This window comes from Pseudoalteromonas sp. '520P1 No. 423', from assembly GCF_001269985.1.
Lineage (GTDB): Bacteria > Pseudomonadota > Gammaproteobacteria > Enterobacterales > Alteromonadaceae > Pseudoalteromonas.
Genome location: NZ_BBZB01000001.1, coordinates 1,967,233 through 1,981,725, shown reverse-complemented (window position 1 = coordinate 1,981,725; position 14,493 = coordinate 1,967,233). Strand labels below are relative to the sequence as shown.

Below are 14,493 nucleotides of genomic sequence, written 5' to 3'. Positions count from 1 at the left end.
TTGTTAACTTGAATTTACATCCTGATAACAAATGACAGCGATGTCAATTTTTATTCATTTGTTTATTTCAACTATTCAAATTTCAAATTCATATGAAATAGAAAATACCTTTCTATATCAATCTTATATAAAAGCAAGAAGTACCCAATATAGAAACCTCATGAATGTTCAATATAAGTATAAAAAATACCCAACACCTAAATTACTTACTAGAATAAAAACTCTAAGTTGGTTTTTTGAACAATTTGAGACACGAATAATTCAATCTAAAAATAACAAGAGAACAATTATGAAAAATACTCGGTCTTCAATACAGCTTCACTATATTATTTTACTACTCGCATTTATTTTTAACTCAAATCAGATACATGCAAGCCCATTAATTGACTTGCTCAAAGCTTTAGTTGGGCAACCTGTATTTAAGCAATCTGATTTATATACGACAGATGATAACATTATAATTTCGGCTTATGATGGCATTCAATTACATGCAAATATATTTGTACCAACCAGTGGCTCAGCACACTACCCTACGGTGATATTTATAAATAGTTGGGGGCTCGATGAATATGAATATCTCACCGAAGCCGCAAAATTTGCTGAGCAAGGCTATGTCGTTTTAAGTTACTCCACCAGAGGGTTTGGTAATTCTCAGGGAAAAATAGCCACGGCGGGCGAACAAGACCTTCAAGACGTTTCTGCAGTTATCGATTTTTTATTAACAAATTACCCTGTTGATGAAACTAATATTGGTTTGGCTGGAGTGTCTTACGGTTCTGGGATCAGCCTTTTAAGTGCAGCACATGACTCCCGAGTAAGCGCAGTCGCCGCTATGAGTACATGGGGAAGTTTAACGGGTTCACTATACGGGCAACAAACGCCTAGATTAATTTGGGGAGCTTTACTTACTGGACTCGGGTATTTAACAGGCGATCCAAGTGATGAAATAGCACAAAATTACATCGGGTTATTGAAACAAGAAAATATAAGTGAGATCACTCAATGGGCAAACTTACGCTCCCCATTAAATTATATAAATGAACTCAATGAAAGCGGTACACCAATTTATTTATCTAACAATTTTGGTGATAACCTTTTTCAGCCCAATAGTGTATTAACCTTATACGAAGCATTAACAACGCCTAAATTATTAGATTTAAATCAAGGAACACATGCTGTGGGAGAAGTGCTTGGAATGGGTAATGCACAGCATCATGTTTGGAAAAATGTCCATGATTGGTTTGATCATTGGCTAAAGGGTGAACAAAATGGCATTACACATAAAAAGCCTGTCGAAATAGAAGTGAAATTTGGACAATACGAGCAATTTGACACTTGGCCAAGCACTGAGATTTCACAAAAGGTTTTGTACCTTCATGAAAAAGAATTTGATGGCGATGGTGATATGAAAAACACTCCCTATGCACCTTGGTGGCCAAAAACCGATACTGTTTATTCAGGATTAGATACTTTTGCGACAACAGGTATTCCATTACTTTCATATATCACAGAAGACTATTTATCATTACCTATTCTTTCCAGTATGAGTTTGATCAGTTCAATCAATGCGATTCGATGGGAATCTGATTGGCTAAATGAAACATTAGAATTAAGAGGCATAAACAAGATACACCTTAATGTTACGCCATCATCAGATAAAGCTTTGTTAGTTGCGTATTTGTACGATGTAAACTGGGCAGGCATAGGCACTTTAATTACGCATGCACCCTATACTATTTTAGATGCGACGCCCAATGAAGTAATAAAAGTAGATATAGACCTAGTAGCAACAGCATATGATGTACCTAAAGGTCATTACTTAGCACTTGTTATAGATACAGCTGACATTTTATATAGTCCACCTACAACATCACTTTACAATTTTAAAATAAATTATGCGCAAGGTATTAACAATACTCTAACTTTATCTCACAAATAAAAAGCTCCTGAAATTTCATTGTATAAAAGCTTTTTAAATAAGTTATAAATGACTATAAAATAAAAACCTTAACTGAAATCAGTTAAGGTTTTTAAACTTAAGATATTTATTTAATTATTTAAAGTTTAGCGCCCGCTTTAACAAACTTTAAAGTCATACGATCACTTTCACCTATTGCCATATATTTAGCACGGTCTTTATCTTTAAGTGCTAATACTGGTGGTAGTGTCCAAACACCTTTAGGGTGATCAGCTGTATCTTTTGCATTTGCGTTAATTTCACTGCTTGCAGCAAGCTTAAAACCAGCTTCTTCTGCCAATTTTATTGTTAAAGAAGCTGGAAAGTAACCGCTTTTCTTATTTGTTTCCCAATCTTGAGATTCAGGCATTCTATGCTCTACAACGCCTAGTGCACCTCCCGGTTTTAATGCAACATATGCATCTTTAAATAACTGGCTAACACCTTCTTCTTTCCAATTATGTAGATTTCTAAAAGTTAAAACTAAATCTGCAGTGCCTTTTGGCGCTAATACACTTGGTTTTTTAGGTGTAAAATCAGTAAGCTTCATTTTGCTAAAAATTTCATTGCTTGTTAATTTTTTTTCTAATCTTTTACGAGCTTTACTATAGTAGTTATCTTCTCCAGTATCAGGATATTGTGCACCATAAAACTGGCCTTTTTCTTTTAACGCTGGCGCTAGAATTTCACTATACCAAGCACCGCCTGGTGCAACTTCAACAACTGTCATTGAAGGTTTAAAGCCAAAAAACTCTAAAGTTTCTTTTGGATTACGGTACATATCACGACTTTTGTTTTTATCTGAGCGATATTCACCTGAAATTGCTTTATCTAAAGCTGATGCACCATGACTATGTTCGCTGTGAGCATTAACCATAGTGGCACATAAAATACCAGCTGTAACAACTGAACTTTTAAAAAGTGTTTTTAAGTTTGACATTATTTTTATTCCAGTAGATTTTAAAATTTAATCGATTCTAGTTATAACAGAATTTTGTTTACTTTAAAGCCAAAATACGATTAATCACATCTGTTAATAGGTAATAAATTCGTAACAAAATATAAATTTAATAATTTTGAATTACTTTTTCAATTTTGCCGGTCTTCTATATTTACGGTTAAAATAAAAGGATTTGTTTGGCCTATACTCACTAATATAATTTATAAAAAATTAAGGTAATGATGCGTATTTTAACTGTCCTTTTTATAATTTTATCAATTTTAATTTTTTCATTCGCTCCCTTTTCTTATGCTCAAGAGCCTTTACTGCCTTTAAATATTACTGAAGAAAATCAATCGAAAATTCAATTAGGCAAGCAGTTATTTAATGACGTTTTATTATCAAAAAACCGAATGTTCTCATGTGCTAGCTGCCATCATGCAGATAAAGCATATTCAGATGGTAAAGCTTTTTCTTTAGGCGCTGATGGCAAACCATTATCTATGAATACGCCTAGTTTAGAGTATTTGGGTTTAAACTATTATTTCACTTGGACTGGAAAGTTCAGTAGCTTAAATAAGCATCTAGATATGTTAATTACCAGCCCAAAAATAATGAACAATACTTGGGAAACTATCATAAAAAGACTCTCGAATACGCAACATTACCCATTGCTATTTACCAAAGCAGGATATTTTAAAATTGCTCCAGAAACGGTCCGAGACGCCATCATCTCATTTGAATTAAGTTTATCAAAACCTTCTAGATTTGATTTATATCTTCAAGGTGATACCCAACAACTAACAACTGAAGAAATCAAAGGGTATCAATTATTTAAAGACTATGGATGCAGCAGCTGTCATCAAGGAATGAACGTAGGTGGTAACATGAGGCAAAAATTTGGTGTTATGCGGCCTTATTTTAATGAAAGTAATATAAAACTACGAGATTATGGCTATTTTAATACTAGTAAAAATGAAAGTGATAAATATTTTTTTCGTGTTCCAAGCCTTAGAAATGTAAGTAAAACAGCGCCTTACTTTCATGATGCATCGGCTAAAACATTAACAAAGGCGATAAAGATAATGTTTAAATATCAGCTTGGTATTTATCCAAGTGATCAAGATGTTAAAAATATCGAAGCATTTTTAATGAGTTTGGATGCGATTTATGAATAAACAAATTTATCACTATATTGCATTATTTTTTATTTTTTTACTTTTAAGTTTGCTTATTTGGGCTAATTTTAATTCACAGATATCCACTTTAAAATCAGAAAGTGCTTTAAATTTATTATTGCTAGAGCTTAATAAGCAAGACTCTGATATTTCACAATTAATTTTGAAAAGCCATAGTAACTTAAATTCAAATTTTGATGAACTTGCCCATGCACAAAAAGCCTTAACTGAACAAATTGGAAGTTTAAAATTATTATTAAAAACAAATAACATCCAAAATATCAATGAGTCTATTTCAGGTGACAATTTATATTTTTTATATCAAAAGCGCTTATATCAAATCGAAAAGTTTAAATCTTTACATGCCAACACCAACAACTCATTACGTTACTTACCTAAATTAGAGCAACAAATAAAAGCTCAACTCGATAATAAAAAGTTTAGTTTATTAATTCAAACAATAGATAACATAGTGATCAATGCGTTAGGACTTAAAGTATTTACTGAGGCTAGAATCGCGCAAAAGAATAATCGCATTCTGTTAAGTTTAGAGAAAATGACACCTGATACAAATGAACAAAGCAAAGAGTTAATCAAGTTATTTATTTGGCACGCATATAAGTACCAAGCTTTAAGAAAAGAGATGAACCTTTTAATCCCTCAACTGATTAATAACCCACTGGCAATTGAGCTTGATAAATTAGAAAAAATAATAGGTAAAATACAATTTGATAAAATCTACATGACTAAAAAAATGTGGTTTTATATTCTAATTTATGCCGGCCTATTATCAGTTATGGTTGTGGCTTTTTTAATTAACCGTCGTTACCTTATTAATAATGTTTTAAGGCATAAAAAACTCAGTGAAAGAGATCAATTAACTAACTTAAATAACCGTAGAAGTTTCATTTTTAATTTAGAACTAGCGCTAAAAAATGCAACTAAAAACAGCAGTCATGGTGCAATCATTTTTATAGATTTAGATGGGTTTAAAGAAATAAATGATACTTTAGGTCATCAAGCAGGCGATAAAGTATTGATAACAATTGCAAATAGACTATCTGGTATAGAAAGTAAATTTAGCAAAGATGCGTTAGAGCTAAACATAGCAAGATTAGGTGGTGATGAATTTGTTATATTGATTGAGCATAATTGCTCTGATTTTGATAGAGTTTTAATTGAACAAGTCGCTCAAGAAGTTGTAATGCAATGTGCAATTACCTTACCTGATGAACTTAAAAATGCCGACTTATCTGCCAGTGTGGGTATTTGCTTATTTCCACAGCAAGGCACTGATATAACTTTACTGCTAAACAATGCAGATAAAGCCATGTATCACTCAAAACGTAAAGGCAAAAATTGCTATACGTTTTATCAAAGCAACTAAAGGCATAATTAAGCTTATAGATAAGCCCTTAACTAAAGAGTTTTTTACGTACTAAACCTCTGTATTCTTTTGGGGTTTGGCCTAAATGTTTTTTAAAAACTCGTGTTAAATAACCCTGATCGCTATACCCTACTTCAAATGAAATCTCTTGAATTGATAAATTGCTTGATGAGAGTAAATCTTTTGCTGATTCGATACGTACTTGTTGCCAATAGTCAGTGGCTTTTGTGCCTGTAGCTGCTTTAAAACGACGTGTAAAAGACCGCTGACTCATATTAAATTGTGCTGCAACTTCATTTAAATCTAAGGTAGATGATAAGTTTGTACGCATCCAAAACTGTATTTGAGCAATTAATTCATCTGCATGCCTATCTGCACCGCCTTCTAAATAACGTTGCTCTTCATAAGGTTTTCGGATCTCATGCGAGAAGTTTCTTTCAACATGTTGTGCAGCTTCTCGGCCATAATATTGATGGATAATATGTACAATAATATCTGCTAATGAATTTAAACTGGCTGCACAATATATGCGTTCTGACTGTGTAATAAAAAAGTCAGGTTTTAAGTCTACTTCGGGGTAATCACGTCTAAATTGCTCAGCATAATGCCAGTGCGTTGTTGCAGGTAAGCCATTTAATAATCCTGATTCAGCTAAAAAACAATTACCGGTACCCACACCAATTAATGTACTGCCACCAGCCCATAAGTTATTTAACCAAGAAATGAGTTTTGGGTGTTTTCTTAAAACAGGTCTCGGGTTACGCCAAATACTCGGTACAATAATTAATTCTGCAATATCAGCCGATTCGGGCGTGTTATCAGCCATAATATTAATGCCAGCTCTTGATTTTATGGGTTGTAAATTTTCACCAACAAGCTCGATACTCAGTGATTTACTGTTTTTATTATGACTAAGCGCAAAAGCTTCCCCTGCACGTAGCATTTCAACCGGTAAAGTAAGACTAGTTGCCAGCATATGCTGATAAACCAATAAAGAAACTTTGATCTTATTTGATATTTTATTATTTAAATTGGGCATATTAATCCCTAGCATCATATTTTGGCCATTATATCCTTATTTTTGGCTTCTTTGTTATAAATAACTTTTTAAAAGCAACTTAAACTGTATACATATTTAAAACAGATTATTACACGTTAAAAGGTTTCTCATGATAGCTTTACCTCTTATTGTTGGCATGGGCGGAATAAATGCCGCAGGCCGAACTTCTTTTCATCAAGGCTACCAACGCATTGTAATAGGAAAATTAAATCAAGAATTACGTCGTGAAACTTTTGTTGGTCTTGCTACTTTAATGAATTTAGTAAGCTATCAGAATGATCAATTAGTTGATGCTGATGGCCAAGCAATTGCACCAAGTGAAATAGAAGAAAAACTTGGGCAACAGATTTTAGATGGCACTTTGATCCGAAAAATTGAACAAAATCATTTTGATGTTGATGCAACCCATTGGCAGCAAAAAATGACTTTAACCCCTTCTGGCAAGACTATCGTTTTTGAAACAAGCAAACGTAAACTGCCTTCTCCATTACCACGTATTTGGCAAATTACAGAGCTTGAAGCGGGCAAAGTAAAAGTAGAGATCCCTGGCGATTTAGACATTACTCACGACGGTTACCGCGATAACCCAATTAAAGCAGCTGGACAATTTCCAACAGGGTTTGAACCTGCAAATATGTATAACAGTCGTTACCAACCACGTGGTTTACAAGCAACGATATTTGGCGCAACTGATGCGATCCGTTCATTAGGTATGGAATGGCAAGCAGTTGTTGATAAAATTGGTCCTGATCAAATTGGTACTTATTCAGCTTCAGTTGCAGGACAACTGCAAGAAGAAGGCTTTGCAGGCTTAATGAAAAGCCGTATGCGTGGCGGACGTGTTTCAACAAAAAATTTAGCCTTAGGCCTAAATACCATGTCTACCGATTTCATCAATGCATATGTAACAGGTAACGTTGGTACAACTTTCACTGCATCTGGTGCGTGTGCTACTTTTTTATATAACCTACGCGCTGCTGTTCAAGATATCCAAACAGGTAAAATTCGTGTCGCTGTAGTTGGTAGTGCTGAAACGCCGATCACGCAAGAGATTATCGAAGGTTTTGGTAACATGAGCGCGTTGGCAAACGAGGAAGGTCTTAAAAAATTAGATAACAGTGATACAGCTGATCATCGCCGTACGAGCCGCCCATTTGGCCAAAACTGTGGTTTTACAATTGGTGAAGGCGCACAATTTGTTGTATTAATGGATGATGCATTAACACTAGAATTAGGCGCTAAAGTGCTTGGCTCAGTAGCTGACGTATTTATTAATGCTGATGGTATTAAAAAATCAATTACAGCACCTGGTCCAGGTAACTACATAACTATGGCTAAATCTGTTGCCCTTGCACAAAATGTACTAGGTAAAGAAGCAGTCACTGAACGTAGCTTTATTTTAGCCCACGGTTCAAGCACGCCGCAAAACAGAGTAACTGAATCTCTAATTTATGATCGTATCGGTAAAAGCTTTGCAATCAATAACTGGCCTGTCGCTGCACCAAAAGCATTTGTTGGCCATACAATTGGGCCTGCAAGTGGTGACCAAATGGCTATGGCTTTAGGTATATTTGAACACAACATCATGCCGGGTATTACAACAATTGATAAAGTAGCTGACGATGTATATGCAGAACAATTAGATATCAGAACTGAACATTATGAATGTCAGCCAATGGATATTGCCTTTATCAACTCTAAAGGATTTGGCGGAAATAACGCGACTGCAACGGTACTTTCACCTAAAGTAAGTTTAGAAATGGTAGCAAAACGTCATGGTGATGAAGCAATGGCGAGTTACCGAGAAAAGTTAACCGTAGTTGAAGCTGCACAACAAGCTTATAAAACGCAAATAAATAATGGTCAGTACGATCTTATTTATAAATTCGGCGAAGGTTTAATTGATGAGAATGAAATCAATATCACCGAAACTGAAATGACTTTACCAGGCTTTGCTAATCCTATTGAGCTAAGCCAAGAAAACCCTTTTAAAGATATGGTTTAAGCAAATTATATCATCTCCAAAAGGCGCTCATTGAGCGCCTTTTTTATTCCCTATAACTAGCCCTAAATAAGACTTAAACTGGCGATATTACATCACCCATAAACTCGTATTACTTTAAAGTTAAATCTCTAACTGCTGATATTCATCAAGATTGTGTTTCAATTCTTTATCAGCGAAAATAATCATCGCTTCATAAATATGCTCCGCCATACCTATTTGATAATTATCATAAACAGCCTTAGTAATTGGCTCTGATATCGTTTTGTCGGCTAGTATTAAGTAACCGTTATATCCAATCCCTTTAAAACTATCTCCGTACATTTTTTTAAATAAACGGTTCATCAGAATATAATGACCTTTTATTTTTTTCTGAACTTTTTTGGAGCTTACACAATCAGATAACATTGATTTATAATCAAATGCCCAGTCATCAGTTTCCTTTTTAGATAGTGCTATGTCTTTTTCACTAAGCTCAGCTAAAGATGAAAGCATAGAATCAAATGCATCATCACCTTTGAGTTTCATGAGTTTTTCTGTAAAATCTTTAGGCATATCACTAAAAAGTAGCTCTAAGTTTTTTTCACCCGCTAAAATATTCATCGTAACCTCGATACTGTTAATAATTAATTGCGTTTCTTCTTGTCGTTTTAACAGTAGTTTTTTTTGATTACTCAATGTTTTCAAAAAATCTATCTCTTTGGCGTAGATTAAGTCTTTTATTTGAGCAAGACTGAAGTCTAATTCACGATAAATAATTATTTGTTTAAGTAAAGCAAGGTGTTCTTGGCTATATTCTCGGTAGTGATTATCAGTACGACGATATGGCGTTAATAGTCCAACCTTATCGTAATAATGAAGTGTTCGAATAGTAACACCCGTAATTTCGCTTAACTTACTTACACTATAAGTTTTATTTAACATAAATTTCCAATGAACTACTGTTAATGACAAATAGAATCATCAACTATCACGTAAGGTTAGAGTCAAGCAGAAATGAAATACATAATGCCGTTGTTTTACCAACTACTTTACCATTGTCAATATATTGTAATGGTGGTGCATTCTCTGTGACAAATTCTAATACCCGAGCTGATACACAACTAATAGAAAAGAGACAACAAAATACAGGTATTAGATAAAAATACATATAAATACCTAAGCGTTTAATGCTTAATTAATCATAGCATTTCATAAAGAACATATTCATTTGTTACCAGCTGTTTCAAAAAGCAATATCACATTGATAATACAAATAAAGCCCAGTAACCTTAATTATCAGCTAACAATAAAGATTATTATGACGATAATAAAAAAACTAATTTTAATACTCTCTGGGCTTATCATACTGCTGCCCCACTCCATTTTAGCGCAACAAAGTGAATACGGCACTTTACCACCGCCACGTAAACTCACTGCTTCACAAGCAAAAGTCGCTGAAAAAAACTATCAAAAATATTGTGCTTTATGTCATGGCGCCGACCGGCAAGGTCATGTAAATGATCATGCACCTTCATTACGTAGTAAAAGCTTATTTGAATCAGGCGTACCTCATGCGATTTTACGACCTATGCAATATGGCCGTGTTGACACTGCTATGGGAGGCTATCTTGATGAAGTAGGCGGTCCAATGACTTTAGATGAAACCTGGGATTTAACTTACTGGCTATTTGAAAAAGCGGGCTATCAAAGATTCAGACTTTCAACAAACCCTGTTCATGGCAATATAAAAAGTGGTGAGCAAGTTTATCAAAAAGAATGTGCTAGCTGTCATGGTATTAAAGGTGAAGGGATCACCGGTCCTGCTTTAGGCAATCAGTCGGCGCTTGCCCATAATACCGATGATTTTATCAGGCATGCTATTCGCTATGGTCGCCAAGATACACCCATGCAACCCTATAAAGATAAGTTATCATCAGATGATATCAATAACATCACTGCATTTTTAAGAAGTAAAGCCAGTGGTTGGAAAATGGAAAAAACCGTATTAAAAGCATTTCCGACACCTGATAAATATGTAATAAATAAACAAGGAGATGATCCTAACTTTAACCTTGCTGATGGCATGTTTGTATCTTCTGATGATTTAAATACAGCACTTAACAATAAAAATAAAATGGTATTGCTTGATACTCGAGTACCTTCTGTTTGGCAAACAGCCCATATCGCAGGCTCTATCCCTTTTCCTTATTACGCTGACTTAGATGAAACTGTAGAGGGCATTCCAAAGGACGTACAAATTGTAGCCTATTGTTCGTGCCCTCGTGCTGCTGCCGAGCACACAATTAGTAAACTCCGAATGAAAGGTTATACCCGTACAGCTGTTTTATGGGAAGGCATATTTGGTTGGATGCAAATGGGCTACCCTGTGATGCGCGGTGATATTGAAGATATAGAGGAAAAGTAATTAATTTCTTTTTAAAAAAGCTGAGAATTCAATTCTTAGCTTTTTATTTTATATAGCGATTTAAAATTTCCTTAACCTCGCCTGTGTTTTTAAATTTAATTAAAGCTAAATTCATACGTTTTATAAAATCAGCTTTTGTTTCAAGTTGACTAAACCCTTTTGCATAACCAATATATGCTTGCTGTTCCATAATCAACATTGATGCCTGTATATCATCAAAATTTAATAATGCATTTTGCTGTTTCATTCGCTTAAATTGCCATAAAGTCGATAACTTATCATTTATATAGCAATCTATTCTTTTTGATAATAATTTTAGAATATTAGCGCTCGTATTTTTATTCTCCCAAATTTTAACTGAGCCTAATTTAGCAGCATTTGTTATTGTATCCCCTAAAATTAAAAAACCGGCATTAACTCCAATATTTAAAGCTGGTATTTTTAGTTTGTTATCTAAGTATTTATCAATATCAATGTCTTTATTACAAAATGCAATAACACTTTCAATCATTAAAGGTTCTGAATAAGGAGTAATAAATGGCCGTTCCTCTAGATGTTTATATGGTGGTAATACACCCATTACGTGGCCTAATTCAACTTCATAAATAGCTCTTTTCCATGGCATAGGAATTAATTCTATTTGATAGAATGGCATTAACTCTTGTGCTGCAAGTAATACCATTTCCACATAAATCCCCTCCAATTTATCATCTTTTAAATATGAATAAGGGGGATAGGCATTATCAACTACTATTGAAACCTTTGGCCTATTTATTTCATTCGCATTCAAAGGACTTAAAAATAAGGCAACAAATACAATCACTTTAAATATAAGTTGGTAAAAATATTTACTAAACACGATTTATAAACGCCATTGAGGTAAAAAGTTAAACACAAGGGAAAGAGTGAGATATGCACAATCTGTTTCAATTTTTGTATGTAATTTTAATTCAGGAATGCAATTTTCATTAGCTAGAAAAACACTTACTTTCACTTTTAAAGTCCCCAAAAAAACTAAATCAAGCTTACTGATATCCATAACCCTTCCTGAGCTTACTGCCATATATACATAAGTTTAGACTATAATATTAATTCTCTTTTAAACTAATATCATCAGTCTCCTTCTAACCCTTTTATTTTAAATAACGCGATATTTTATTATTAATAGTCCACGCTAATTTTAAACAACTGCTTTGCGATTGTGTTAGGCCACAATCCCAGTAGATAAATTAGTTTAAATACGTTAAAAATTTTCATAGGCGTAATACCATAACACTAAAGGTTGACCATATGATAATTGTAGAGGCATACTTAAATTAATAATATCTGAACATATTAAAATAAAGTTCAATATAACTTAACCCACTTAGGTAAACCAAATGAATATCGCATTAAGACAATTAAACATTTTTAAAATGGTTGCCCAAGAAAAATCCATTACATTAGCTGCTAAAAAGTTATTTTTAACTAAGCCCGCTGTTAGCATGGCTTTAAATGAGTTAGAAAACCAACTAGGACATAAGCTATTCGACCGCCATAATAATCGGCTACTCATTAATGAATTTGGGTTAAAGCTACAACCATTAGCCGATGAACTACTTGACCGAACTCAAGATATAGAGAGCTTATTTGATGAAAAGACCAGTTTAACTGGGCAATTAAAAATTGGCGCCAGTGATACTATAGGTAATCAAGTTGTGCCCTATTTATTAAAAGATTTCAGACTTGAAACCCGACATACAAAACAAAACCTTACCATATTCAATAGCACTGATATTTATGAGAAACTCGCTAAATTTGAACTTGATATTGCATTAGTTGAAGGTAGAGCTAAATATGACAACTTATCGATAATACCTTGGTTATCAGACGAAATGTGCATTGTATGCGCACCTGATTCACTACTTGCTAATATAGTGATCAAACAAATCAAGGATTTAGAAAGCCAAGATTGGATTTTTAGAGAAGAAGGCTCGGGCACTAAACATTATTTTATGCACTTTTTAGAACCAGAACTAAAAAACTGGCGTATCTCATTTCAGCTTACCAATACCGAAGCCATAATCAACAGTGTTGCCGCCGGATTAGGCGTTGCATGCTTATCAAAGTTAGCCGTTTCACATGCAGTAAAAGACAAGCGACTCATAATGCTCAACTTGCCTAAAAACCAAACCCGCCAATATTATTTGGTACACCATAAAGAGAAATATATATCGCCTTTATTACAAAGCTTTATTTCATTTTGCCAAAACTGGCGGACAAACATATAAATACAGGTCTAAAGATCAAAGCGTACTCCAGCGACCAAGTAACTCAAGACCTATATTTAAATGACTAAAATTAAATGCTATTACAATCAAAATCAGTACACATGGGGCATAAAACAGATATGAAATTTGTGATTTGTACTTCCTGACTGAAAACCATGCAATAGAGAATGCGATTAATAAATGAAAAACACCGTTTATATTTAAATGCTTAATATCACCAGACATACCCAGTGCCACTAATGCGCAGAAAATACAAAATGCCTTACCAGATTCTGCTAATTTATTATTTTCACTTTGCAGGTAGACTGCAATAACAAGTACAAAAAGAGAGGTGATGATTATCGACCAAGAAAACCAAATGTAATTATCAAATATTATTTCTGACATTTTTCTACCGTTGAGTTTAAAAACCATATAAGGTTTATAGTTATTAATTTCACTACAATATGTGATTAATTATATAAAAACAATGCTATAGCTAATGAATGCATAGGTATTTAGCAGCTAAAACTGCCATCAAATACATAAAACTGCCTTGCTTAATAAAATTAAATCAGACAGTTATTTAGTGCATCATAAAAAAAATATATATCTTCTTTACTACGAAGCTTTATTTCATTTAGACGTGATCACCAAAATACCGCAACTTTATCAAGAAGTTTTACGTGGAGTTTCTAATCTGTTCATAAGAAATTTTACTGGTAATTTGATTATGAAATGATTATATTCCCCGTTTTACATACTACGTAGTAACTTCAAGGAAGTACCAAAATGAAAAAAACAATAATCTCATCTTTATTACTAGGCACATTAACTACTTTAGTTTCTTTACCTGCAGCGGCTGAGAAAAAACAACTTAACCCGTGGACTGATTGTGGTATTGGCGCAATGATTTTTAATGAAAATACTGCAGCAGCTGCAATCTCAAATGTAATTTGGGATTTAGGTACCACTGCCGTATCTTCAAATATATCTTCACAAGAAACATGTGAGGGCGAAAGAGCTAAAACAGCAATGTTCATTAAGGCAACTATGCCTACAATCGAACAAGAGTTAGCCGTTGGTGAGGGCGAATACATTACAGCTATGCTAGAGCTTAGAGGCTGTGAAGCAAATACTCATGGCGAAATTGTTAAAGCAATCCGAGAAGATTATGTAGCTGAATCAGCTAATAGTCCAGAAGCTTTATATAATGTTCTAGAAAAAAATGTAGCATCTGATTTTACTAAGTCTTGTGCAACTAACGTATAAATCTAGTAGTAAGTGATACATGAAGGACCTTTTAAGGTCCT

At 33.8% G+C, this 14,493-nt stretch carries 14 protein-coding genes; 8 read left to right on the top strand and 6 right to left on the bottom strand.

Going from position 1 to position 14,493, the window contains the following annotated elements; translation table 11 throughout:
- The first annotated feature begins 289 nt into the window (after positions 1–289).
- Positions 290–1,939, top strand: a complete 1,650-nt coding sequence (locus PSA_RS09075; RefSeq protein ID WP_042144622.1) for a CocE/NonD family hydrolase — start codon at positions 290–292, stop codon at positions 1,937–1,939.
- A gap of 118 nt (positions 1,940–2,057) precedes the next feature.
- On the opposite strand, the gene PSA_RS09070 is transcribed toward PSA_RS09075, so the two are convergent.
- Positions 2,058–2,897, bottom strand: a complete 840-nt coding sequence (locus PSA_RS09070; protein ID WP_042144619.1) for a class I SAM-dependent methyltransferase — start codon at positions 2,895–2,897, stop codon at positions 2,058–2,060.
- 242 nt (positions 2,898–3,139) lie between these two features.
- Between PSA_RS09070 and PSA_RS09065 the strand changes: the two genes are divergently transcribed.
- Complete coding sequence (locus tag PSA_RS09065) at positions 3,140–4,075, top strand: cytochrome-c peroxidase (RefSeq protein ID WP_042144615.1); 936 nt, start codon at positions 3,140–3,142, stop codon at positions 4,073–4,075.
- The gene (locus PSA_RS09060) at positions 4,068–5,462 is read left to right on the top strand and encodes a diguanylate cyclase domain-containing protein (protein WP_052379933.1); all 1,395 of its coding nucleotides are present in this window, start codon (positions 4,068–4,070) and stop codon (positions 5,460–5,462) included. Before PSA_RS09065 ends, PSA_RS09060 begins: the two co-directional genes overlap by 8 nt.
- 28 nt (positions 5,463–5,490) lie before the next feature.
- On the opposite strand, the gene PSA_RS09055 is transcribed toward PSA_RS09060, so the two are convergent.
- Positions 5,491–6,501, bottom strand: a complete 1,011-nt coding sequence (locus PSA_RS09055) for a GlxA family transcriptional regulator (protein WP_042144613.1) — start codon at positions 6,499–6,501, stop codon at positions 5,491–5,493.
- A 130-nt stretch (positions 6,502–6,631) separates the two neighbouring features.
- Between PSA_RS09055 and PSA_RS09050 the strand changes: the two genes are divergently transcribed.
- Positions 6,632–8,527, top strand: a complete 1,896-nt coding sequence (locus PSA_RS09050; RefSeq protein ID WP_042144611.1) for a beta-ketoacyl synthase — start codon at positions 6,632–6,634, stop codon at positions 8,525–8,527.
- A gap of 120 nt (positions 8,528–8,647) precedes the next feature.
- Here the strand turns inward: PSA_RS09050 and PSA_RS09045 are convergent, their stop codons facing one another.
- On the bottom strand, positions 8,648–9,448 hold the full coding sequence (locus tag PSA_RS09045; RefSeq protein ID WP_052379932.1) for a MerR family transcriptional regulator: 801 nt from the start codon (positions 9,446–9,448) through the stop codon (positions 8,648–8,650).
- A gap of 23 nt (positions 9,449–9,471) precedes the next feature.
- Between PSA_RS09045 and PSA_RS25170 the strand changes: the two genes are divergently transcribed.
- On the top strand, positions 9,472–9,666 hold the full coding sequence (locus PSA_RS25170; RefSeq protein WP_127924096.1) for a hypothetical protein: 195 nt from the start codon (positions 9,472–9,474) through the stop codon (positions 9,664–9,666).
- Positions 9,667–9,824: 158 nt separating this feature from the next.
- Complete coding sequence (locus PSA_RS09040; protein ID WP_042144609.1) at positions 9,825–10,931, top strand: c-type cytochrome; 1,107 nt, start codon at positions 9,825–9,827, stop codon at positions 10,929–10,931.
- Between the two features lie 43 nt (positions 10,932–10,974).
- Here PSA_RS09040 and PSA_RS09035 read toward each other — a convergent pair whose 3' ends face one another.
- Positions 10,975–11,790 carry an ABC transporter substrate-binding protein gene (locus PSA_RS09035; protein WP_052379931.1) on the bottom strand — a complete coding sequence of 272 codons (816 nt, stop codon included), beginning with the start codon at positions 11,788–11,790 and terminating at the stop codon, positions 10,975–10,977.
- A gap of 3 nt (positions 11,791–11,793) precedes the next feature.
- Complete coding sequence (locus tag PSA_RS25165; protein ID WP_157575760.1) at positions 11,794–11,970, bottom strand: hypothetical protein; 177 nt, start codon at positions 11,968–11,970, stop codon at positions 11,794–11,796.
- Positions 11,971–12,310: 340 nt separating this feature from the next.
- Between PSA_RS25165 and PSA_RS09030 the strand changes: the two genes are divergently transcribed.
- Positions 12,311–13,201 (top strand): LysR substrate-binding domain-containing protein, encoded by an 891-nt coding sequence (locus tag PSA_RS09030; protein ID WP_042144607.1) that lies wholly within the window; start codon positions 12,311–12,313, stop codon positions 13,199–13,201.
- Between the two features lie 15 nt (positions 13,202–13,216).
- On the opposite strand, the gene PSA_RS09025 is transcribed toward PSA_RS09030, so the two are convergent.
- Positions 13,217–13,588 carry a hypothetical protein gene (locus tag PSA_RS09025; protein ID WP_042144604.1) on the bottom strand — a complete coding sequence of 124 codons (372 nt, stop codon included), beginning with the start codon at positions 13,586–13,588 and terminating at the stop codon, positions 13,217–13,219.
- Positions 13,589–13,972: 384 nt separating this feature from the next.
- Here PSA_RS09025 and PSA_RS09020 point away from each other — a divergent pair, with 384 nt between their 5' ends.
- Positions 13,973–14,452, top strand: a complete 480-nt coding sequence (locus PSA_RS09020; protein ID WP_042144602.1) for a DUF3015 family protein — start codon at positions 13,973–13,975, stop codon at positions 14,450–14,452.
- The last annotated feature ends 41 nt before the right edge of the window (positions 14,453–14,493 follow it).

Coding starts and splice junctions, on each gene's coding strand:
- PSA_RS09060 (WP_052379933.1), top strand. CDS start 4,068: ATGAATAAACAAATTTATCACTATATTGCATTATTTTTTATTTTTTTA.
- PSA_RS09020 (WP_042144602.1), top strand. CDS start 13,973: ATGAAAAAAACAATAATCTCATCTTTATTACTAGGCACATTAACTACT.
- PSA_RS09065 (WP_042144615.1), top strand. CDS start 3,140: ATGCGTATTTTAACTGTCCTTTTTATAATTTTATCAATTTTAATTTTT.
- PSA_RS09045 (WP_052379932.1), bottom strand. CDS start 9,448: ATGTTAAATAAAACTTATAGTGTAAGTAAGTTAAGCGAAATTACGGGT.
- PSA_RS25170 (WP_127924096.1), top strand. CDS start 9,472: ATGACAAATAGAATCATCAACTATCACGTAAGGTTAGAGTCAAGCAGA.
- PSA_RS09040 (WP_042144609.1), top strand. CDS start 9,825: ATGACGATAATAAAAAAACTAATTTTAATACTCTCTGGGCTTATCATA.
- PSA_RS09025 (WP_042144604.1), bottom strand. CDS start 13,588: ATGTCAGAAATAATATTTGATAATTACATTTGGTTTTCTTGGTCGATA.
- PSA_RS09030 (WP_042144607.1), top strand. CDS start 12,311: ATGAATATCGCATTAAGACAATTAAACATTTTTAAAATGGTTGCCCAA.
- PSA_RS09055 (WP_042144613.1), bottom strand. CDS start 6,501: ATGCCCAATTTAAATAATAAAATATCAAATAAGATCAAAGTTTCTTTA.
- PSA_RS09050 (WP_042144611.1), top strand. CDS start 6,632: ATGATAGCTTTACCTCTTATTGTTGGCATGGGCGGAATAAATGCCGCA.
- PSA_RS25165 (WP_157575760.1), bottom strand. CDS start 11,970: ATGGATATCAGTAAGCTTGATTTAGTTTTTTTGGGGACTTTAAAAGTG.
- PSA_RS09075 (WP_042144622.1), top strand. CDS start 290: ATGAAAAATACTCGGTCTTCAATACAGCTTCACTATATTATTTTACTA.
- PSA_RS09070 (WP_042144619.1), bottom strand. CDS start 2,897: ATGTCAAACTTAAAAACACTTTTTAAAAGTTCAGTTGTTACAGCTGGT.